This window comes from Kribbella sp. VKM Ac-2566 (assembly GCF_004366005.1).
GTDB lineage: Bacteria > Actinomycetota > Actinomycetes > Propionibacteriales > Kribbellaceae > Kribbella > Kribbella pratensis.
The window spans coordinates 206,535-226,501 of sequence record NZ_SODT01000011.1 but is presented as its reverse complement, the minus strand read 5'-3'; the positions used below and the strand labels follow the sequence as shown (position 1 = coordinate 226,501).

Annotated in this window: 21 protein-coding genes and 1 tRNA gene; 9 read left to right on the top strand and 13 right to left on the bottom strand. The window is 69.0% G+C overall.

Features of this window, described 5'->3' with window-relative positions; genetic code table 11:
- Positions 1-54: 54 nt before the first annotated feature.
- From EV647_RS23795 to EV647_RS23760, 8 genes are all read right to left on the bottom strand, one after another.
- Positions 55-1,065, bottom strand: coding sequence for a MazG family protein (locus tag EV647_RS23795; protein ID WP_134006445.1), 1,011 nt, complete (start codon positions 1,063-1,065; stop codon positions 55-57).
- A 14-nt stretch (positions 1,066-1,079) separates the two neighbouring features.
- Positions 1,080-1,700 carry a hypothetical protein gene (locus tag EV647_RS23790; RefSeq protein ID WP_134006442.1) on the bottom strand — a complete coding sequence of 207 codons (621 nt, stop codon included), beginning with the start codon at positions 1,698-1,700 and terminating at the stop codon, positions 1,080-1,082.
- Between the two features lie 61 nt (positions 1,701-1,761).
- Complete coding sequence (gene mfd, locus EV647_RS23785) at positions 1,762-5,391, bottom strand: transcription-repair coupling factor (protein WP_134006440.1); 3,630 nt, start codon at positions 5,389-5,391, stop codon at positions 1,762-1,764.
- Positions 5,388-5,963, bottom strand: a complete 576-nt coding sequence (gene pth, locus EV647_RS23780; RefSeq protein ID WP_131468239.1) for an aminoacyl-tRNA hydrolase — start codon at positions 5,961-5,963, stop codon at positions 5,388-5,390. The genes mfd and pth overlap by 4 nt, the downstream gene beginning before the upstream one ends.
- A 45-nt stretch (positions 5,964-6,008) precedes the next feature.
- Positions 6,009-6,653 (bottom strand): 50S ribosomal protein L25/general stress protein Ctc, encoded by a 645-nt coding sequence (locus EV647_RS23775; protein ID WP_133782881.1) that lies wholly within the window; start codon positions 6,651-6,653, stop codon positions 6,009-6,011.
- A 267-nt stretch (positions 6,654-6,920) separates the two neighbouring features.
- Positions 6,921-7,682, bottom strand: a complete 762-nt coding sequence (locus tag EV647_RS23770; protein ID WP_134006438.1) for a DUF1932 domain-containing protein — start codon at positions 7,680-7,682, stop codon at positions 6,921-6,923.
- A gap of 24 nt (positions 7,683-7,706) precedes the next feature.
- Complete coding sequence (locus EV647_RS23765) at positions 7,707-8,348, bottom strand: response regulator transcription factor (RefSeq protein ID WP_134006436.1); 642 nt, start codon at positions 8,346-8,348, stop codon at positions 7,707-7,709.
- A complete protein-coding gene (locus tag EV647_RS23760; RefSeq protein WP_134006434.1) occupies positions 8,336-10,303 on the bottom strand; it encodes a histidine kinase in 1,968 nt (655 codons plus the stop codon). Before EV647_RS23760 ends, EV647_RS23765 begins: the two co-directional genes overlap by 13 nt.
- 138 nt (positions 10,304-10,441) lie before the next feature.
- Here EV647_RS23760 and EV647_RS23755 point away from each other — a divergent pair, with 138 nt between their 5' ends.
- On the top strand, positions 10,442-11,122 hold the full coding sequence (locus EV647_RS23755) for a hypothetical protein (protein ID WP_134006432.1): 681 nt from the start codon (positions 10,442-10,444) through the stop codon (positions 11,120-11,122).
- On the opposite strand, the gene EV647_RS23750 is transcribed toward EV647_RS23755, so the two are convergent.
- The gene (locus EV647_RS23750; RefSeq protein ID WP_130384252.1) at positions 11,119-12,099 is read right to left on the bottom strand and encodes a ribose-phosphate diphosphokinase; all 981 of its coding nucleotides are present in this window, start codon (positions 12,097-12,099) and stop codon (positions 11,119-11,121) included. The two genes, EV647_RS23755 and EV647_RS23750, sit on opposite strands and share 4 nt — an antisense overlap.
- A 30-nt stretch (positions 12,100-12,129) precedes the next feature.
- The gene (gene glmU, locus EV647_RS23745; protein ID WP_134006430.1) at positions 12,130-13,593 is read right to left on the bottom strand and encodes a bifunctional UDP-N-acetylglucosamine diphosphorylase/glucosamine-1-phosphate N-acetyltransferase GlmU; all 1,464 of its coding nucleotides are present in this window, start codon (positions 13,591-13,593) and stop codon (positions 12,130-12,132) included.
- 216 nt (positions 13,594-13,809) lie between these two features.
- On the opposite strand from glmU, the gene EV647_RS23740 reads away from it, so the two are divergent.
- Complete coding sequence (locus tag EV647_RS23740) at positions 13,810-14,145, top strand: VOC family protein (protein ID WP_134006428.1); 336 nt, start codon at positions 13,810-13,812, stop codon at positions 14,143-14,145.
- Here the strand turns inward: EV647_RS23740 and EV647_RS42145 are convergent.
- The gene (locus EV647_RS42145; protein WP_166680422.1) at positions 14,135-14,293 is read right to left on the bottom strand and encodes a hypothetical protein; all 159 of its coding nucleotides are present in this window, start codon (positions 14,291-14,293) and stop codon (positions 14,135-14,137) included. The two genes, EV647_RS23740 and EV647_RS42145, sit on opposite strands and share 11 nt — an antisense overlap.
- 28 nt (positions 14,294-14,321) lie before the next feature.
- Positions 14,322-14,792, bottom strand: a complete 471-nt coding sequence (locus EV647_RS23735) for a hypothetical protein (RefSeq protein WP_134006426.1) — start codon at positions 14,790-14,792, stop codon at positions 14,322-14,324.
- 39 nt (positions 14,793-14,831) lie between these two features.
- Between EV647_RS23735 and EV647_RS23730 the strand changes: the two genes are divergently transcribed.
- The 7 genes from EV647_RS23730 to EV647_RS23700 all read left to right on the top strand — a co-directional run bounded on the left by EV647_RS23730 (position 14,832) and on the right by EV647_RS23700 (position 19,572).
- Positions 14,832-15,647, top strand: a complete 816-nt coding sequence (locus EV647_RS23730; protein ID WP_134006424.1) for an alpha/beta fold hydrolase — start codon at positions 14,832-14,834, stop codon at positions 15,645-15,647.
- A 172-nt stretch (positions 15,648-15,819) separates the two neighbouring features.
- On the top strand, positions 15,820-16,401 hold the full coding sequence (locus EV647_RS23725; protein ID WP_134006422.1) for an amino acid transporter: 582 nt from the start codon (positions 15,820-15,822) through the stop codon (positions 16,399-16,401).
- A 91-nt stretch (positions 16,402-16,492) separates the two neighbouring features.
- A complete protein-coding gene (locus EV647_RS23720) occupies positions 16,493-17,461 on the top strand; it encodes a threonine/serine dehydratase (RefSeq protein WP_134006420.1) in 969 nt (322 codons plus the stop codon).
- A gap of 2 nt (positions 17,462-17,463) precedes the next feature.
- Entirely contained in the window at positions 17,464-17,898 is a 435-nt protein-coding gene (locus EV647_RS23715; RefSeq protein WP_166680421.1) for an NUDIX hydrolase, read from the top strand.
- Positions 17,899-18,336 carry a GNAT family N-acetyltransferase gene (locus EV647_RS23710; RefSeq protein ID WP_134006416.1) on the top strand — a complete coding sequence of 146 codons (438 nt, stop codon included), beginning with the start codon at positions 17,899-17,901 and terminating at the stop codon, positions 18,334-18,336.
- Between the two features lie 124 nt (positions 18,337-18,460).
- Positions 18,461-18,781, top strand: coding sequence for a hypothetical protein (locus tag EV647_RS23705; RefSeq protein ID WP_134006414.1), 321 nt, complete (start codon positions 18,461-18,463; stop codon positions 18,779-18,781).
- Positions 18,782-18,813: 32 nt separating this feature from the next.
- Complete coding sequence (locus EV647_RS23700; protein WP_134006412.1) at positions 18,814-19,572, top strand: MBL fold metallo-hydrolase; 759 nt, start codon at positions 18,814-18,816, stop codon at positions 19,570-19,572.
- A gap of 249 nt (positions 19,573-19,821) precedes the next feature.
- On the opposite strand, the gene EV647_RS42140 is transcribed toward EV647_RS23700, so the two are convergent.
- Positions 19,822-19,893 (bottom strand) — tRNA-Gln (locus tag EV647_RS42140).
- Positions 19,894-19,967: the final 74 nt, after the last annotated feature.

The window sequence follows — 19,967 nt, the reverse complement described above, 5'->3', positions numbered from 1 at the left end:
ACCAGACGGTAGACCTAGGTACGTGTCTGTGGCAACAAGTTCACGGTGTGTAATTCAGCTGGGAGTCTCGGCCGCGCGGATCTCGGTCATCAACTGGTTGAGGGCGGCGCGGAGGGCCTGTTCGGCGTCGACGTTCAGGGCGCGGGCCTCGTGCACGAGGCCGAGGAGTTGCTGCCCGATCCGGTCGGCGTCGCTCGAGGGCTCGGGCAGGGCGGGCTCGGCGGGGAGGACCTTGCCGGCGCGGCCGAGGACCTTGTCGGCGAGGGCGAGGGCGGGCAGGGCGAGCGGGATACCTTCGAGGACCGAGGAGCGCTGCTTCTCGGTGGCCTTGATCGCTTCCCAGTTGGCCTCGACCGCGGCGACGTCCGTGGCGTCCACAGTGCCGAAAACGTGCGGGTGGCGGCGAATCAGCTTCTCGACGATGCCGCCGGCCACGTCGTCGATCGTGAACCCTTCGTCGGGGTCCTCCTCGGCGATCCGCGAGTTCAGCGCGACCTGAAGGAGCAGGTCGCCCAGTTCCTCACGGAGATGGCTGCGATCGCCGGTGTCGAGCGCCTCGAGGGTCTCGTACGTCTCTTCGAGCAGGTACTTCGCCAGGCTCTCGTGCGTCTCCTGCTGCGTCCACGGACAGTCCCGGCGGATCCGGTCCATCACCCGGACCAGATCGATCAGCCTGGCTCCGGGTACGTCGTACGAGCCGTGCTGGATCTCCACCTCGTACGCCGGGCGCGGGTCACGCGCCACCTGATCGGCGACGACGCGCAGCAGACCCGGCTCGCCGTCGTCGCCGACGAGCCACGCTACGTCGCGGCCGGCCTCGGCCGCGGACGACAACCAGGTCCAGTGCTCGCCGATACCGCCCTCGACCTGAGTGACAGCAAGCCCGGACCCGACAACCGCCTGTACGTCGGAGCGCAACACGTGGCCGTCAGCGCCCGACGCGGCGCCGATCTCGTCGGCGTCGGTCAGGGACTGCCAGGCCGCCCGCGTGAGCAGGCCCGGCGCCACCCGTGGGCTGGTCAGCAGGACAGTGATCCGGCCGGAACCCTCACGTACGTCGGTCACCGGGCTCGGCTGTCTCAGCCCTGGCCCTGCTGCTGGGCGGCCTCGGCTGCCTTGCGCTTGGCCTCGGTCTGGTCGGACTCCTTGGACAGCGACCCGGAGATCGCCGTGTCGAGCCGGCCGTCGCTCCACTGACCGAAGCGCGGCGCGACCGTGACCTTGATGTCCTTGGAGGCGGCGTTCAGGGCCTGCAGGCCCTCCTGCGCCTTCTGCTGACCGTCCGTGTCATGGATGCCCTTACCGCCGGCGAGCTTGATCGTGACGATCAGCGTCGCGGCGAGGTTGTCCAGGAAGGCGCGGGACGCCGGATCGGCCTGCAGCTTCTGGTACGCCTCGGGGCTCGGCGCGACGGCGTTCTTGGCCGCGTCGGCGATCTCCGCGTCGGTGACCGGGATCGCCTTCTGCTTCCCGACCTGCGCCGCCAGCTCGTTGCTGACCATCCCGTTCAGCGCGGCCTGGTCCGGGTAGGCCTCACCGAGCGCCGCGCCGACAGCGCGCGAGGTCTTGTCGACGTCGCCGATGCTGATCTCGGTGTCACCGATCACCGCCGCCGCGCCCGGGTGGGTACCCGCCGCACAGCCGCCGGTCAGCAGCACCGTCGCCACCACCGCACCGAGAGCCCGAAGCCGTGTGCTCACCGAATCTCCTCGCAAATCGCCATGTTGTTCTGCCCCGCCCCGCCGCCCCGGTCGGGCCTTTTCACGCCGGCACCACAATAGGTTCGGCGATCACGTCGTCGATCAACCGGGTGCACCATTGCAGCAGCTCCTGGTCGCGGAGCGGCTGACCGCCGACCGGCCTGGTGGCTGGTCTCGGCACCAGAATGGTATGCAGTTGCGGCTTCACCAGACTCTTCGGGTACAGCCTGTTCAGCCGGAGGACCTTCGAGTCGGGCAGTTCGACCGGCCCGAACCGGATCAGGTTCCCTTGCAGCGTGACGTCGTGCAGCCCCGCCCGGCGGGCGTGGTTGCGGAACTTCGCCACCTCGATCAGGTTCAGCACCGGCTGCGGAATGTCGCCGTACCGGTCGTGCAGTTCCTCGACCAGTTCGGCGATTCCGTCGGCGTCCCGTACGGCGGCCAGCCGCTGGTACATCTCCAGGCGCAACCGCTGGGACGGGATGTAGTCGTGCGGCAGGTGGGCGTCGATCGGCAGCTCGATCTTGACCTCGGGCTCCTCGGCCTGGGTGTCGCCGCGGTACTCCGCGACCGCCTCGCCGACCAGCCGGACGTACAGGTCGAAGCCGACGTCCGCGATGTGCCCGGACTGCTCGCCGCCGAGCAGGTTGCCGGCTCCGCGGATCTCCAGGTCCTTCATCGCGACCGCCATACCGCCGCCCAGGTCCGAGTGCTGCGCGATGGTGGCCAGCCGGTCGTGCGCCGTCTCGGTCAGCGGCTTCTCCGGCGGGAAGAAGAAGTACGCGTACGCACGCTCCCGGCCGCGACCGACCCGGCCGCGGAGCTGGTGCAGCTGGGACAGGCCGAGCAGGTCGGCGCGCTCGACGATCATCGTGTTCGCGTTCGAGATGTCGATCCCGGACTCGACGATCGTCGTACACACGATCACGTCGAACTGCTTCTCCCAGAAGCCCTGGATGACGTTCTCGAGGGTGTGCTCGTTCATCTGGCCGTGCGCGACGCTGACGCGCGCCTCGGGCACCAGCTGGCGGATCCGCGCGGCCGCCTTCTCGATCGTGTTCACCCGGTTGTGGACGACGAAGACCTGACCCTCGCGGAGCAGCTCGCGCCGGATCGCGGCGGTCACCTGGCCTTCCTCGTAGGCACCGACGAAGGTCAGCACCGGGTGCCGCTCCTCCGGCGGGGTGGCGATCGTGGACATCTCGCGGATGCCGGTGATCGACATCTCCAGCGTCCGCGGGATCGGGGTCGCGGACATCGTCAGTACGTCGACCGCGGTCCGCAGCCGCTTCAGCTGCTCCTTGTGCTCGACGCCGAACCGCTGCTCCTCGTCGACCACGACCAGCCCGAGGTCCTTGAACGCGACCTCGCCGCTGAACAGCCGGTGCGTCCCGATCACCACGTCGACCGACCCGTCGGCGAGACCGTCGATCGTCGCCTTGGCCTCCTTGTCGGTCTGGAACCGCGACAGCGGGGCGACGTTGACCGGGAAGGCGGCGTACCGCTCGGCGAAGGTCGCGTAGTGCTGCTGCACGAGCAGCGTCGTCGGGACGAGTACGGCGACCTGCTTGCCGTCCTGCACCGCCTTGAAGGCCGCGCGTACGGCGATCTCCGTCTTGCCGTAGCCGACGTCGCCGCAGACGATCCGGTCCATCGGCATGACCCGTTCCATGTCGTGCTTGACGTCGTCGATGGTGGCGAGCTGGTCGGGCGTCTCCACGAACGGGAACGCGTCCTCCAGCTCCCGCTGCCACGGGGTGTCCTTGGCGAACGCGTGGCCCTTGGTCGCCTGGCGCGCGGCGTACAGCTTGATGAGCTCGCCGGCGATCTGCCGGACCGCCTTGCGGGCGCGGCCCTTGCGCTTGGCCCAGTCGCCGCCGCCCATCTTGTCCAGGCTCGGCTGCTCGCCACCGACGTACCGGGTGACCTGGTCGAGCTGGTCGGTCGGCACGTACAGCCGGTCGCCGGGTTGTCCGCGCTTGCTCGGCGCGAACTCGATCACGACGTACTCGCGGGTGGCCTTCTGCGAGCCGGAGCCGACGGTCCGCTGCATCATCTCGACGTACCGGCCGACGCCGTGCTGCTCGTGCACGACGAAGTCGCCCGGCTGCAGCTCGAGCGGGTCGATCGTCTTCTTGCGGCGCGACGGCATCCGTTGCTGGGAACGGCGTTCGGCCGCCGAGCGCTGGCCGGCCAGGTCGTTCTCGGTGAGCACCGCGAACTTGATGCCGTCGGCAATGAACCCGTGCTCGAGCTGCCCCTGTGAGATCAGTACGACGCCGGGCTCGGGGATCTCCTCGATCCCTTCGACCGCCCGCGCCGGCAACTCGGCCTCGGAGAACACTTCGGCCAGGCGCTGTGCGGGACCGTGACCCTCGGTGACGCAGACGACCCGCCAGCCGTCCCGCAGCCAGCCGCGGATGTCCTCGGCCGCCGCCGCGGTCTCACCGCGGTACGGGGTGACCTCGTGCGCGGCGAGGATCCTGCTGGTGACAGCACCGGCCTCGGTGTCGATGTCGAACGCGACCCGCTCCCCCATCGAGTCCCGGAGCTCGGGCGCGTCGGTCGGCGCGGCCGCGAACGGCGACAGGCTCCACCAGGCCAGGCCTCTGCCCAGGGCCTGCGACCGAACGTCGCCGAGCGACATGTACGCCGCCGCACCCAAGTCGATCGGGGCTTCGCCACCACCGGCAGCCGCGGCCCACGACGCCTCCAGGAACTCCTGGCTGGTCGCCACCAGGTCGTGCGCCCGTGCCCGCACCCGCTCGGGGTCGCTCACAACCACGTGCGTACCGGCCGGCATCAGGTCGACCAGCAGCTCCATCTCGTCGACGAGCACCGGCGCCAGCGACTCCATGCCCTCGACGGCATGCCCTTCGGCGAGCTTCTCGAACAGCTCGGCCAGCTCGGGGTGGTCCTTCGCCAGTTCGGCGGCCCGCGCGCGGACCTCGTCGGTCAGCAGCAGCTCGCGGCACGGCGGGGCCCACAGACCGTGCTCGGCGATCTCGAGCGAGCGCTGGTCGGCGACCGCGAAGTACCGGATCTCCTCGACGTCGTCGCCGAAGAAGTCCACCCGCAGCGGGTGCTCCTCGGTCGGCGGGAAGACGTCGATGATGCCGCCGCGGACCGCGAACTCACCGCGCCGCTCGACCAGGTCCACCCGGTGGTACGCCGCGGCAGCGAGCCGCTCGACGACGTCCTCGAGCTCGACCGTGTCGCCGACGTGCAGCTGCACCGGCCGCAGGTCCGCGAGTCCGGCGACCTGCGGCTGCAGCACGGACCGCACCGGCGCGACCAGGATCCGGATCGGACCGGTCGTCTCGTCGGACGGATCCGGATGCACGAGACGACGCAGTACGGCGAGCCGCCGGCCGACCGTGTCCGAGCGCGGCGACAGGCGCTCGTGCGGGAGCGTCTCCCAGGCCGGGTAGTAGGCGACCGTGCCGGGCTCCTCGACGAGGCACTGGAGGGCCTCGGTGAGCTCCTCGGCCTCGCGGAAGGTGGCGGTGACGGCGAGCACCGGGCGGCCGGCGCCGTTCTGGGCCGCGGCCAGCGCGGCGAGCAGGACCGGGCGCACCGGTGTGGGTGCGCTCAGGTCGAGGGTCGTGACGCTGTCACCGCGGGCATCACGAACGGCCTCGGCCACCACCGGATCGGTGATCAGGGTGTCGACCAGACCGCTGAGCTTCACGAGTTGTACTTCCCTTGAGTTGCTTCGAGGCCGTCGGTGAGCAGGGACTCGACAGCGTCCGCGGTCCGGTCGACGGCGAACGGGAGGTCCTTGCGTTCGGTCGAGGAGAACTCGTTCAGGACGAAGTCGGCGGGCGCCTGCCGGCCCGGCGGACGACCCACACCGAACCGAACTCGATAGTACTCACCGGTGCCAAGCGATTTCCGCAGCGATTTCAGCCCGTTGTGGCCGTTGTCGCCGCCGCCGAACTTGCACCGCAGCACCCCGAAGTCGATGTCCAGCTCGTCGTGCAGCACGACCAGGTTGGCCGGGTCGAGCTTGAAGAACTTCAGCAACCCGGAGACGGGCCCGCCGGATTCGTTCATGTACGAGCGGGGCTTGGCCAGGACCGTCCGCAGGCCACTGATCCGGGTCTCGATCACCTCGGACTTGACCTGCTTGCTCTGCTTCCACTTCGCACCGGTCCGGGCCGCCAGCTCGTCGGCGACCAGGTGCCCGATGTTGTGCCGGGTGCGGGCATACGAAGGGCCGGGATTCCCCAGTCCGACGACCAACCACACGTCGTCCGCCACGGATCCCGGCCCTCCTGAAGTTCAGCTGCTGCTGCCGAGTGCAGACTACTCGGCCGCGGCGGCCACCGGCTCCTCGGCGGCGGTCGGCTCGTCCCGCTGCACGCCCGCCTCGGCCTCGGCCTCGGCCATCTCCGCGTCGACCTGCTCGGCGGTCGGCTGCGCGGTGACGTTCACGACCAGGGTGTCCGGCTCGATGGCCAGCGTCGTACCGGTCGGCAGCTGCAGATCCGACGCGTGGATCTGGGCGCCGACCTCCAGGCCCTCGATCGAGACGGTGACACCGTCGGGGATGTGCGTCGCCTCGGCCTCGACCAGGATGCTCTGCGCTTCCAGGACGACCAGGGCGTCGCTGACGGCCTCGCCCTCGAGGTGCACCGCGATGTCGACCTGGACCTTCTCGCCGCGGCGGACGATGACCAGGTCCACGTGCTCGATGAAGCCCTTGATCGGGTCGCGCTGCACCTGCTTCGGCAGCGCCAGGTGGGACTCGCTGCCCTCGACCTCGATCAGCAGCAGGGCGTTGGCGGTCTTCAGGGCCAGCATGGTGTCGTGACCGGGCAGCGTGATGTGCACCGGGTCCGTGCCGTGGCCGTAGAGGACGGCGGGCACCTTGTTGTCCCGGCGGATTCGGCGGGCAGCTCCCTTACCGAACTCCGTACGCGATTCGGCGTGGATCTTGACCTCGGCCACGAGATGAACTCCTCAAAAGCGTTGCGGTGATCTGTTGGCTGGATGGAACTCGGCTGCGGCCTCAGCGGGCGCCTGCTGACCCCGAGAAGGCGTCAGGCAACGAACCACCGCGTCGATCACGGAGCCGCGCCCAACAGTTCCGGGGGGCGTCCCTCGCCGAGGCAACCAAAACAGTCTACCCACGAGCCCGGCCAGACGGGAAATCCGTCCGCCCGAGGCACTTTGCTCCCGGTACGACAGGCTTGCGGTGACCGCTTTTCCGGAGGTTCAGCTGAGTCTGGTCCAGACCTGTCGGAGGGCTCGGGCCGCGTCGCCTTCGAGTCCTGCGGCGTCCAAGGTCTCGGCCAGTTCGTCGAACTCGGGGCCCCAGCGCCAGGCGACGCTGCGGAGTTGTTCCGGGAGGGCCGGGTCCTTCAGGGAGCCGGCATCGGCGCGGGTCTGCTGGGCGATCAGCGCCTCGGTGACACCGTGCTTCTCGGCCAACTGGAAGGCGAGCACGGCCAGCGCCGCTTTGCCCTTGTTGTACAGCGCGTACGACGATTTCGCCGCGCTGGCCGCACCTGGTTCGGAGCCGACCACCATCGGGGTGACCGCGGTACCGGCCCACAACGTGGCGACCTGGTCGGCCGCCGTACCGGACAGCATCAGATGCGTCGGGCTAGGCCCACCAGTCGGCGGCGGCCCGACCACGCCGGCGTCGACGAACGTCGCATCAGGTACGGCGGACTGGGCCTCACGCAGCGATGCCGGGGACAGCGGATTCGCCTCGACGTACAAGCCGGCGAAGCCCGCAGCGCCGACCTGCTTGGCGATGTCGACCGCCCCTTGCGGCGCACAAGAACAGAGCACCGCCTCGGCGCCACCGACCGCATCGGCGAACGATGCACCGATCAGCCCGGCCTCCTCGGCCCGCGCCTTCGACGCGGCACTGCGACCGTCCGGCACCCAGCGCACCTCGTGGCCGGCGGCGACCAACTGCACCGCGAGCTTCGAGCCCATCGCTCCTGGGTGGAAGACAGCGATTCGCATGGCGCCAGTCCTTCGGGAGAGCGGTCAGTGCCCTCCAAGATAGGCGAGGACCGCGAGCACCCGGCGGTGCTGTTCGTCGTTGGTGAGCAGGCCGAGCTTCGCCAGGATGCTGCCGACGTGCGTTTCGACGGTCCGCTCGGTCAGGAACAGCCGCCGGCCGATGCCGACGTTGGTGCAACCCTCGGCCATCAGCGCGAGTACCTCGCGCTCACGCGGGGTCAGCGGCGCGAGGCGGTCGTCGGCCTGCCGCCGGCCGATCAACCGGCTGACGACCTCCGGATCGAGGGCCGACCCACCGGCCGCGACCCGGTCCAGGGCGTCCAGGAACTCGTCGACCGCCAGCACGCGGTCCTTGAGCAGGTAGCCGAAGCGGCCGGTCGCGACCAGTTCGACGGAGTGCCGGGTCTCGACGTGCTGGGAGAGCAGGACGATCCCGAGCTCTGGGTTCAGCACCCGCAGCCGGCGGGCGGCCCGTGCACCGTCGTCGGTCCCGTCGGGCGGCATCCGGACGTCGATGACGGCCAGGTCCGGACGGGTCTCCGCCACCACGGTCACCAGGCTCGTGGCATCCGCGGCCAGGCCTGCGATCTCGTGCCCCGCATCGGCCAGGAGACGCGCGAGCCCTTCCCGGAACAACGCCGAGTCCTCGCCGATCACGATTCGCACGGCAGCACCGCCTCCACCGTCGTACCGCGGCCGGCCGGACTCCTCAGCTCCAGCGCACCGCCGACCGCCGCAACCCGATCCAGCAGTCCGCTCAGGCCGGAACCCGGCCGCGGTACGGCTCCCCCGCACCCGTCGTCCTCGATCCGGACCCGCATCGCATCGGCCGACCGCGCCACCCGGACCACGATCGACGTGGCATTGGCGTACTTCGCCGCGTTCGTCACCGCCTCGGCGGCCACGAAGTACGCCGTCGTCGCCAACTCGTCGGGAAGATCGGCCGGGATCTGCAACTGGACCGGTATCGGCAGCGACTGGGTGATCGCGCTCAACGCGGCGTGCAGCCCGTCGTCCAGGCTGGTCGGGCGCAGGCCGTGGGCGATCTGCCGCAACTCGGCGACCGCCGTACCGAGCTCGGCGACGCCTTGGTCGAGCAGCCCGTTCACGTCGACCGTCCCGTCGTCCAGATGCCGCTGAGCAAGCCGTAGCGCCATACCCAACGCGACCAGCCGCTGCTGCGCGCCGTCGTGCAGATCACGCTCCAGCCGCCGCCGCTCCTCGTCACCGGCCTGCACCAGCCGCGCGCGGCTCGCGGCCACCTCGCGCAATGCACCGGCCAGCTCCGCGCGCAACCGGGTCACCTCCACCAGACTGGCGGCCGCGGCGGCCACAGCCTTCAGTACGGCGGGAGACGTCGTGCCGGACGCGAGTACGCCGATCTGCTCGCCGCCCAACAGCACCGGGACCAGCCGCGGCCCGGCCACCGGTGCACCTGCTGCGTCGACGAAGCCGGACGCGCCCGGGACCAGCAGACCGACGCGAAGAGCCGGATCGCGAAGCGCGCCCCGCAGCGCGGACTCGAGGTCCTCCGGCTGGGCCTGCTCGGTGTGGATCCGCCGCTGCAGATCCTCGATCGCCAGCAGGGCAGCCCGTCGCGGCGGGTAGAGCCGCCGATCGACTGCGCGCTGCAGCCGGGTTCGCAACGGCGCCAGGATCAACGCGCAGACGGCAGTCGCTGCGGCGGCGACCAGGGCCGAGTCGCGCCCCAGTACCAATCCGAGTGAGACGGCTGCGACGGCGTACGTGCCCAGCAGGACGACCATCACGATGCTGTAGCTGACGGTGTCAGCCAGCACCCGGTCGACGTCGTACAGATCGTGCCGGAGCATGGCCACGGCGACGGAGGCCGGGATGGACACCAGTGCGAGGATCCCGAAGGCGGTTGCCACGATGCCGCTGCGACCGGTGACCAGGATCTCGGCCAGGCACACGAGCGGGTAGACGACGGCGGCCAGGCCCGCGAGCAGCAGCCATTTCAGCTGCGCACGGACTGCGCCGGTCGAGCCGCGGTACCGGATCGCCACGGGAACGACCGCGGTGAGACAGAGCGCCAGGAATCCGAAGAACACGACCTCGCTCAGCACGGCAAGGACGCCGGACAGCGGGAGGTACGGCCGAGGCACATGCTGGAGTGGCGACAGGAACGGTTCCGAGGCGAACGCACCGAAGGCCTGCTGGCCTACGCCGAGCACCAGCAGCGCCAGGGGAACCACTCGCCACCGACGACTCACCAGCTGACCCGTCGGGAAGTAGAGCAGCAGGAACGCGACCGCGACCAGCAGCCACCAGCCGCTTTCGTCGAGCCAGGCGACCACCCGGCTGTCGAGTGGCAAGCGCCCCGGATCGTGTACGACGGCGTTGTAGTAGACATCGCGCGCGATCAGGAACACGGCGATCGCGCCGATCCAGCCGAGGATCGCCCCGACCGGGTTGGCCGGCTGCCGGCGGGTGACCGCGAGCCCGATTGCCGCGATCGCGGTTCCGATCGCGGCCAGGCCGATGAAGTTCCGCAGCGTGTGCGGGCCGGTGCGGTACGCGACCAGCAGCCAGGAGCTTCCCGCTACCAGCGTCAAAGCCAGCAGGAAGGAACCGAGCGCGACCCACCGCGGCCACCGCATGTCGTCAGGGTAAGGCCGGTTTCGGCCGGATCGACTCCGAGCTGGCACGGAGATCCGGGTCCGTGCTCCCTGCGATGTGCCGACCGGCCCTGAGGACGTTCGCTGGAGCTGTCCGAATTACTCGCGGGAGGGGTCCCGATGTCCACCACAACTGTCCGGCCGAACGTCGTACCTGCCGATCCTGTCACCCGCCGGCGCATCGGCGCGATCGGCCTCGTACTCACCATCAGCAACGTCATCGCGACGCCTGGCGGCGTGCTCTGGCCCGAACCGTCCGGCGGCGGCGAGACCTACTCGTATGCCGACATCCAGCCGCTGCGGGACCGCTGGTGGGGCCTGCTGGTCGTCCTGAGCGTGAGCGCGCTCCTCGGCGTACCGGCTCAGGCCTTCCTCACCACCTACCTCGTCCGCGAGCGCGGTGCGGCCTGGGCCACGACCGGCGGCTTTCTGATGTGGATCGGGATCGCGTTCCAGGCGGTCGGTGTCGGCGTGCTCGCAGCGACGTACTACGTCGCCACCGGGGTCGATGCCACGACCGGCGGCGCGGTGATCGACAACGCGAACGACGACCTGCTGCACCTGTTCGGTCCGCTGCTCGCCGGCGCGCTGGTGGTCGCCCTCGGAACAGTGATCCAGGTGGTCGGGTTGTGGCGGTCGCACGCCGTACCGCGCTGGGTTCCGCTGCTCGTGCTGTTCGTCGTGATCAGCTTCGTGGTCCCGGGGAACGGGTGGATCGGGCTGGCCGTGCAGATCCCGATGGCGGCCGGCGGGATCGCCATCGCGTACTACGCGTGGCGCCGGGCCGCCGCCGAAAGTTAGGCGCGGCCGTCGAAGAGGCTGGTCACCGAGCCGTCCTCGAAGACCTCGCGGATGGCTCGGCTGATCAGCGGCGCGATCGACAGTTCGGTGAGCTTGTCGAAGCGGCGCTCCTCGGCGATCGGCAGCGTGTTGGTGACGATCACCTCGCTGGCCTGGCAGTTCTTCAGCCGGTCCACCGCGGGCCCGGACAGGATCGCGTGCGTCGCGGCGATGACCACGCCCGCGGCGCCCTCGGCGTACAGCGCGTCGGCCGCCTTGGTGATGGTGCCGGCGGTGTCGATCATGTCGTCGACCAGGATGCAGACCCGGCCCTTGACCTCACCGACGACCCGGTTCGCGACCGTCTCGTTCGGTCGGTCGATGTCGCGGGTCTTGTGGATGAAGGCCAGCGGCGCGTTGTTCAGCCGCGCCGACCACTGCTCGGCCACCTTGATCCGGCCGGCGTCCGGCGACACCACGGCCAGTTGCTGGTCGCCGTACTTCTGCCGCACGTAGTCGCTCAGGATCGGCAGTGCCATCAGGTGGTCGACCGGGCCGTCGAAGAAGCCCTGGATCTGCGAGGTGTGCAGGTCCACGCAGATCAGCCGGTTCGCGCCCGCGGTCTTGAACAGGTCGGCCATCAGCCGGGCCGAGATCGGCTCCCGGCCGCGGTGCTTCTTGTCCTGCCGCGCGTACCCGTAGAACGGGAGCACCACGGTGATCCGCTTGGCCGACGCCCGCTTCAGCGCGTCGACCATGATCAGCTGCTCCATGATCCACTCGTTGATCGGCGAGGTGTGACTCTGGATCACGAACGCGTCACTGCCCCGGACCGACTCCTCGAACCGGACGTAGATCTCGCCGTTGGCGAAGTCGTACGCCTGGGTCGGGACCAGGCCGGACCCGAGCTCCGTGGCCACCTCCTCGGCGAGACCGGGATGCGCCCGGCCGGAGAAAACCATCAGGTTCTTCTCGGTGGTTCGTTTCATCCCGCTCATCGCCCGCGCCTCCCGTTGATTCTGTACCGCTCAGGCCTGCTCGTCCGGCTGGTCCACCGGCTGCTGGTCGGCGAGTGCCGCCTCGGCCGCCGCGGCGGTCTTGGTGCCGGGCCGCTTGCGGGCGACCCAGCCCTTGATGTTGCGTTGCCGGCCGCGTGCGACCGCGATCTCGCCCGGGCCGACGTCCTCGGTGAGCGCCGTACCGGCCGCCAGGTATGCGCCGTCCGCGATCGTCCGCGGGGCCACGATCACCGAGTGGCTGCCGATGAACGAGTGCTTGCCGATGTGCGTCGGGTACTTCTTGAGGCCGTCGTAGTTCGCGAAGATCGTGCCGGCGCCGATGTTCGTGCCCTCACCGATCGTGGCGTCGCCGGCGTACGTCAGGTGCGGGACCTTGGCGCCGTCGCCGATGGTGGAGTTCTTGGTCTCCACGAAGGTGCCGATCTTGCCCTTCACGCCGAGCTTGGTGCCCGGGCGCAGGTACGCGAACGGGCCGACCGACGCGCCGTCCCCGATCACCGCGAGCGTTCCGTGCGTCCGGATGATCGTCGCGTTCTCGCCGATCTCCACGTCCGTCAGCGTGGTGTCCGGGCCGATCGTCGTACAGCTGCCGACCGTGGTGGCGCCGTGCAGCTGGGTGTTCGGCAGCAGGGTGACGTCCCGGGCGACCTCGACGGTCTGGTCGACCCAGGTGGTGTTCGGGTCGACGATCGTGACGCCCTCGCGCATCAGGCGAACGAGGGTACGGCGGTTCAGCTCGGCGCGGAGCGTGGCGAGCTGGAGCCGGTCGTTGACGCCCTCGGTCTGCATCGCGTCGCCGGTGACATGCGAGCCGACCCGCTTGCCGTCGGTCCGGGCGATGCTGATCACGTCGGTCAGGTAGAGCTCGCCCTGGGCGTTGTCGGTGGTGAGCCGGCTGAGACCGTCCCGCAGGGTGGCCGCGTCGAAGACGTAGATGCCGGCGTTGATCTCGTCGATCGCCCGCTGCTCGGGGGTGGCGTCCTTGTGCTCGACGATCGCGGCGACGGTGCCGTCCGCGCCCTGCACGATCCGCCCGTACCCGGTCGGGTCGGGGACCCGCGCGGTCAGGACGGTGACCGCGTTGCCGTGCTTGTCGTGCTCGGCGATCAGGTCGTGCAGCGTCTCCGCCTCGAGCAGCGGGACGTCGCCAGACGTCACGATCACCGAGCCGTCGAAGTCGGCCGGTACGGCGGTCAGCCCGGCGCGGACCGCGTCGCCGGTGCCCAGCTGCTGCTCCTGGACGGCGGTGCGGGCCTCCGGGTCGACGACCTTGAGATGTTCCTCGACCAGTTCGCGGCCGTTGCCGACCACGACCACGAGGTGTTCGGGGCTGAGCGCCCGGGCGGTCAGCACGGCGTGCCCGACGAGACTGCGCCCGCCGATCTCGTGCAACACCTTCGGGGTCGACGATTTCATCCGGGTGCCCAGACCGGCGGCCATGATGACAACCGCCGCGGGGCGATGGGAAGTCACGCGGTCTTCTCCTCGAGTTCCCTGCGAGTTCTTTCGACAAGTATCAGCATGGGCACCCCAAGCAGCGCCCGCGCAAGCCTACTTGCTTATCGGATACCCACTCGCACGGGGACTGCGAGATCGATGTCACCCCCGCCGGGACAGCAGACGGTGAGGTCGGTAACTCTCAGTGATCTTCTGCTGCGTTACGCCTCCATTTCTGCAAGCCTGGGAGGCATGGCCCTCAGACTCGGAGCAGTCATCCTGAACGTCCCGGACACCGGCCCTGCGGCCGACTTCTGGCGCCAGGCCCTCGACCTCACTCCCGATCCAGACAACGGGGATTTCCTCGCCCCAGCACCCGGCACCCCGGCCACCAGAGTCCACCTGGACAGCACCGACCGTACCCATCTCGACCTCTGGGTGGACAAGGAAACCTCAACCACGGAAGCCGAAGTAGACCGTCTGATCGGCCTCGGCGCCGAACGAGTAGAAGACTGGACCTACCCACCCAATGCCGACTTCGTAGTCCTGAAAGCCCCCGACGGAACGGTCTTCTGCGTTATCGGCTGAGCAGCGCCGTGACCCGGGGACTGTTGAAGATGTTTGCGGTCAGGGGGACATGGGTGTCGCGGTTGTAGGGGTCTTCGTCGTGGGCGTTGGCGATGATCAGGGAGTAGGCGCAGCTGGCGGCCGCGTCGAAGACCCGGTCGCCGGGCATGGTCAGGAGGCCGAAGTCGAGCAGCGGCTCAACCGTACGAGCGTTCGGCGAAGCTGAGGCCGCCGCGTTCGGGGTGGGTCAGGTACTGCGACTTGCTGTGGACGGGTGGTGTGCGGACGTACTGCGTGAAGCCGGGTGCTCGGAGGCGGAGGTCGAAGTTGTGGCCCTCGAGGTGCCACAGCGGGTCCGGGCGGTCGTCGGGTGGGTCGAGCCGGTGCAGGTCGGCGATCTCGAGCAGCTCGTTCGCCGGCTCGAGCTCGCCCGAGATGTTCCACGCCTCGTCGAACACCAAGGTCGACGGCGCGATCCAGAACGTGAAGTGCCGCTGCGCGAACGCCGGATCCACCCACCGGACGATGTAGTCGAGATCGAGCAGTACGCGCTGCCAGGGAAACCCGGCCTCGCGGACGCCGATGCTCACCGCGTGCACGCGGCAGTCGTGCCAGCCCATCACCTCGAAGTCGGCCGCCGTCCAGGTCGACTTCTCCAGTTCCGCCATCGCACCAGTATTGTCGGAAGGGCCTGGAATCCTTGCGCTATGGGTGCGCTGGTGGATGTCGGAGGCGTCACGCTGTTCGTCCGGGAGCTCGGGCGGCGGAGCGATCGGCCTTCTGTGGTGGTGCTGCACGGCGGGCCTGATGTCGGGCACGGGTACCTGGTGCCCGGGTTCGAGCCGTTGGCCCGGGATCACCACGTGGTGATGTTCGACTTCCGCGGGTGCGGGCGGAGCAGCCGGGGGTTGCCCGACGACGATCTGCAGCCGGAGTACGTCGTACAGGACACGCATCGGCTGATCGAGAGACTCGGGCTCGGGGCGGTCGACCTTGTCGGGTTCTCGACGGGTGGGCGGGCGGCGATGGAGTTCGTGCACAAGCATCCGGAGCAGGTACGGCGGTTGGTGCTCGCGTCGACGTCGGCGTACTCGTCCGCGGATGCTGCTGCCTACCTCGTGGACTGGGACGAGTACCAGCGCCGCCAACGGGTCGAGGACGAGGCGAACGGTACCCTGCGCAACTCGACGATCTTCGTGTGGGACCTCGCCCGCGCACCGGCGTACCTGCAACTGCTCGAATCCCTCGACACCGACCAGGGCGACTGGTCGTACGAACGCGCGATGAACGGCCTCATGCACCCGTGGATCACCGCCGATCCCGAACAGATCCTCCGAGCCTTCGCGAAACCCATCCTCATCCTGCACGGCGAGAAGGACATGGGCTTCCCCGTCCAATTGGCCCACCGCCTCCACGAAGCCGTCCCCAGCCAACTGGCCGTCATCCCCGACACCGCCCACATGTGCCACTTCGAACGACCCGAAGTCTGGGCACAACACATCCGGGACTTCCTGGACGGCTGAAAAGCACGTGCTCGACTCTCGTGGCGTCGCTACGATCGTGCGCTGAGTGTCAGGGCGAGGAGGAGGTGGTTGCTGTGCGCGTTTCCTGCGCGGTGCCGCCTCGGATCTTCTTCTGGCGGCTCTGACTCTCACCGGGGCTCACCGCATCCGACCTCATGCGAGGGAGTCCCCGATGCATCTCGAAGTATTGAACGCCGTACGGGCGTTGTTCGCCGCCTACCCCAGCCGCTACTGGATCGCCGGCGGGTGGGCGCTCGACCTGTTCGCCGATCGGGTACGGCGTCCGCACACCGACGTCGACGTACTCGTCCTGGCCCGCGACCTCGACCTGGTCGCCGCCACGTTCACCGACCCGCGACCCACGGTCGAGAACCCGAACACCGGCGACCAACGCCCTTGGGAACCAGGCGAGACGTTGACGCCAGGCCCCGACGTACTGGCGTTCCCCGACGACCTGTTCCCGGCCCCGGTCCGCATCATCCTCGCTGCGTCCGACGGCGACGACTGGATCTACCACCGCGGCCGCGGCACCGTCCGCAAACCGCTCGACGAGATCACGCTCACGACCACCGACGGCATCCCGTACCTCGCGCCGGAACTCGTGCTCCTGTTCAAGTCCCGCAGCGACCGCCCGAAGGACACCGACGACTTCAACGACGTCGCCGCCAACCTGGATCCGACCCGCCGCGCCTGGCTCCACGACCACATCGCCCCCCGCCACCCCAACCACCCCTGGCTGCCTGCCTTGACCTGACGTCAGCGGGGTCTGGGCGGGCGGTGAACAAGTATTACCCCGGCGGGTGTTCACAGACCATCCATCCGCGCGATTGCGTAAGCTGCGGGTCGTGCAGGCGACGCGGCTCGACATGGATCGGATTCGCGCGGCCCATGAGGTCATCGATCCGGTGTTCCTCGACAGTCCCTTGTATCGCTGCGAAGCGCTGGAACCGCTGCTCGGCTGCGCGATCAACATCAAGCTCGAGACGGCCAACCCGGTCCGCAGCTTCAAAGGCCGAGGCACCGAGGTCGTCGCGAGCCAACTCGCCCACGGCGGCTCACGAGCCGTGGTGTGCGCGAGCGCCGGCAACCTCGGCCAAGCTCTCGCCTGGTCGAGCCGCGACCGCGATCTCGACGTCACGGTCGTCGCTTCACAGTTCGCGACCACGACCAAACTCGACCGGATCCGCGCGCTCGGCGCCAAACTCGAACTCGTCGACGGCGACCACGAACTCGCCCGCGAACGGGCTGCCGCAATCGCGCAGTACGACGGGATTCGGCTGCTCGAGGACAGCCTGGACCTCGAGACGTGCGAAGGCGCGGCAACCATCGGACTCGAACTGGCGCCGCGGATCGAACCGGGCGATCGCCCCGCGGTGCTGATCGCGCTCGGCGGCGGCGCATTGGCGACGGGGGTGGGGTACGTGCTGAAGACGCTCGCGCCCGCGGCCGAGGTGATCTGCGTTCAGCCGCTCGGCGCACCGGCGTTGACGCACTCCTGGCATCAGCGTCGCGTCGTCACCACCGACGCGACGAAAACGATCGCCGACGGCGTCGCGGGCCGCATCCCCATCCCGGAGGTCCTCGACGACCTCCTCGTCGTCGCCGATGACGCCGTACTCGTTCAGGAATCGTCGATCGTCATCGGTCTGCGCATGTTGCTCGACCACGCCGGCCTCGTCGTCGAACCATCGGCCGCGCTCGGCATCGCCGCGATCCTCGAAGACCGCGACCGCTTCGCCGGACGGCAGGTGTTCACGATCGTGTGCGGCAGCAACGTCGACCTGGACAAGTACCGGCGCTGGGTCAGCCTCTGATGGTGAGGCTCGCGGTCAAGCTTCTGCTGCTGGACGAGGAGGATCGCGTGCTCCTCATCCACGCCAAGGACCCGAAGACCCAGGCCGAATGCTGGTATCCGGTCGGCGGCGGCGTCGAGGCCGACGAGTCCCTGCAGGCCGCCGCCGCGCGCGAGGCGTACGATGAGACCGGTCTGCGCGATCTGCCGACCGGGATCCACGTGTGGACGCGGGATCACACGTACGAGTTCAACGGCGAGACCGTCGACGTACACGAGGAATGGCTCCTGCACCGCGTCGCGCACTTCACGCCCGCACCGGCACAGCTGAGCGAGTACGAAACCACCACGGTCCTCGGGTTCCGTTGGTGGACCGCGCAGGAGCTGATCGAGACCGCCGAAACAGTCTTCCCACCACAACTCGGCAAACTACTGACCGACCTACCCGCAGGAGACTGAGTGCCTGATCCATCGGTGGTCATCCGTCCAGCCCGTCTTGAAGACGGCGAGCACGTCTGGCCGCTCGCCAAGGCGTTCGCCACCTCGTTCACTCCCGAACGGTCCGCGTTCGACGCGACCTGGAAGCAGCTGGTCGACGTACCCGACACCCTGCTACTGGTTGCCGAGACCGCTGACGCTGGAATCGTCGGCTACCTGCTGGCCAACAGTCACCTCACCTTCCTCGCCAATGGTCCCGTCGCCTGGGTCGAGGAAGTCATGGTCGACGAAACTCTGCGGCAGTCCGGAATAGGCCGCCTGCTGATGGAACACGCCGAGCAATGGGCCAAGTCGAAAGACGCCGCCTACCTCGCCCTAGCCAGCCGCCGAGCAGGCCCGTTCTACCTGGCCCTCGACTACCAAGACTCCGCCACCTTCTACAAGAAGCCCCTGACCTGAGCTGCAGTAAGGTGTCTGCGGGTTGCGTTGGCCGGTTGTGGTGCGGGTTCGGGGGAGGCCCGCTGCCCTACAACACGCCACCGGTAAAACAACCTGTCAGCCTGTTGGTCTGCACACTGGGGTTGTGGGGACCGTTCCGTTGGTGCTTGGGCTGGTGGTCGCGGTGGTGATCAGCGCGCAGATCGTGCTGCTGATGGGAGGCCGCCGTCCGCTCGACAAGCGGCTACGCGATCTCGGTACGGGTGGCGATGCGTTCGCACTGCTGTGGGCGGCGGTGCTGCCCCTGGGCGCGATGGGCGCCGTCCTCGGGAGCCTTGTCGACGTACCAGGAGCCGGCGGTGCGGTCGGCGTCGTACTGGCGTTTCTGACCTGGACGGCCGCCGTCATCTGGGCTCATCGCCGGCCACAACCACCCGCACGACACCAGTCATCCCACGACCAGTAGATCTGGGTGGGGACAGCTGACACAGTGAGCGGATGTTGACTGAGGTGGCTGACGGCGTTTGGGTGCGGCAGAGCGAGTGGGTTTGGAGCAATGCCGTTGTGGTGCGTGGGGAGGGCGGGTTGGTGCTGGTCGATCCCGGGATCGACGGGGCCGATCTGAGCGAGCTCGCCGATGACGTGGACCGGCTCGGGGTTCCGGTGATCGCCGGGTTCTCGACGCATCCGCACTGGGATCACCTGCTCTGGCATTCCCGGTACGGCGACGTGCCGCGGTACGCCACGCTCGGCTGTACGACGGTTGCCGCTGAAGCGCGCGAGCGAGCGCAGGCGATGGCGGCGGAGAGCGCGGAGGGCGTCCCGCTCGAGCTGATCGGGCTCCTCAGCCCACTGCCCGCGGATGGAGGACCCATACCGGGCGAAATCGTCGAGCATCAGGCGCATGCCATCGGCCACGCCGCCGTACTCCTCGCCGACCGCGGCGTCCTGATCGCCGGCGACATGCTCTCCGACGTCCTGATCCCGCTCCTCGACGCCCGCCGCCCCGACCAGGTCAGCGCCTACGAAACAGCACTCGACCGCCTCGCCGAGGCCGCCCGCGACGTCAACATCCTGATCCCCGGCCACGGCGCAGTCGCCAAGGGTCCCGAAGTGGCAGCCCGCCTGAACGCCGACCGCGCCTACATCAACGCACTACGCCAAGGAGAAGACCCACCCGACCCCCGCCTGTCACAGGACTGGCTCGCAGGCCCACACCAATCGAACCTGAACCAGGCCCGGCACTCGTCCGAATAGAAAACGCCCCAGTTGCACTGCTCGAGGGCCAAAGAATCCCGGGAGCGGCGTAGTTGGCGGTCGCGGGTGGTTCGGCGCTTGGTTCACGAGTCGGCACCAGTACCAGGCGGTCGCGCGCGAAGCGCTAAATGGCGCGTTGAGCGCCGGGTGGGTGGGGGCGGCGCGTAGCACGGCGACGGAGGAGCACCGCGTCGGGTTGCTACATCCACCTCAGCCCACCATCTGGCGGGCATACGCCGTACGTACTAGCTCCCCCGCCAGGTTTCGATCCTGGTCTTCGAGATTCAAAGTCTCGCGGGCTGCCGATTACCCCACGGGGGATCGTGGTTGCCGGGACAGTTTGCCATGAGTGGGGTGGATGACACGCTCAGGGGTTCCTTACCTACGGTCCCGTA

Coding starts and splice junctions, on each gene's coding strand:
- EV647_RS23770 (WP_134006438.1), bottom strand. CDS start 7,682: ATGCGAATCGCTGTCTTCCACCCAGGAGCGATGGGCTCGAAGCTCGCG.
- EV647_RS23760 (WP_134006434.1), bottom strand. CDS start 10,303: ATGCGGTGGCCGCGGTGGGTCGCGCTCGGTTCCTTCCTGCTGGCTTTG.
- EV647_RS23755 (WP_134006432.1), top strand. CDS start 10,442: ATGTCCACCACAACTGTCCGGCCGAACGTCGTACCTGCCGATCCTGTC.
- EV647_RS23750 (WP_130384252.1), bottom strand. CDS start 12,099: ATGAGCGGGATGAAACGAACCACCGAGAAGAACCTGATGGTTTTCTCC.
- EV647_RS23740 (WP_134006428.1), top strand. CDS start 13,810: ATGGCCCTCAGACTCGGAGCAGTCATCCTGAACGTCCCGGACACCGGC.
- EV647_RS42145 (WP_166680422.1), bottom strand. CDS start 14,293: ATGCCCGGCGACCGGGTCTTCGACGCGGCCGCCAGCTGCGCCTACTCC.
- EV647_RS23735 (WP_134006426.1), bottom strand. CDS start 14,792: ATGGCGGAACTGGAGAAGTCGACCTGGACGGCGGCCGACTTCGAGGTG.
- EV647_RS23730 (WP_134006424.1), top strand. CDS start 14,832: ATGGGTGCGCTGGTGGATGTCGGAGGCGTCACGCTGTTCGTCCGGGAG.
- EV647_RS23725 (WP_134006422.1), top strand. CDS start 15,820: ATGCATCTCGAAGTATTGAACGCCGTACGGGCGTTGTTCGCCGCCTAC.
- EV647_RS23700 (WP_134006412.1), top strand. CDS start 18,814: ATGTTGACTGAGGTGGCTGACGGCGTTTGGGTGCGGCAGAGCGAGTGG.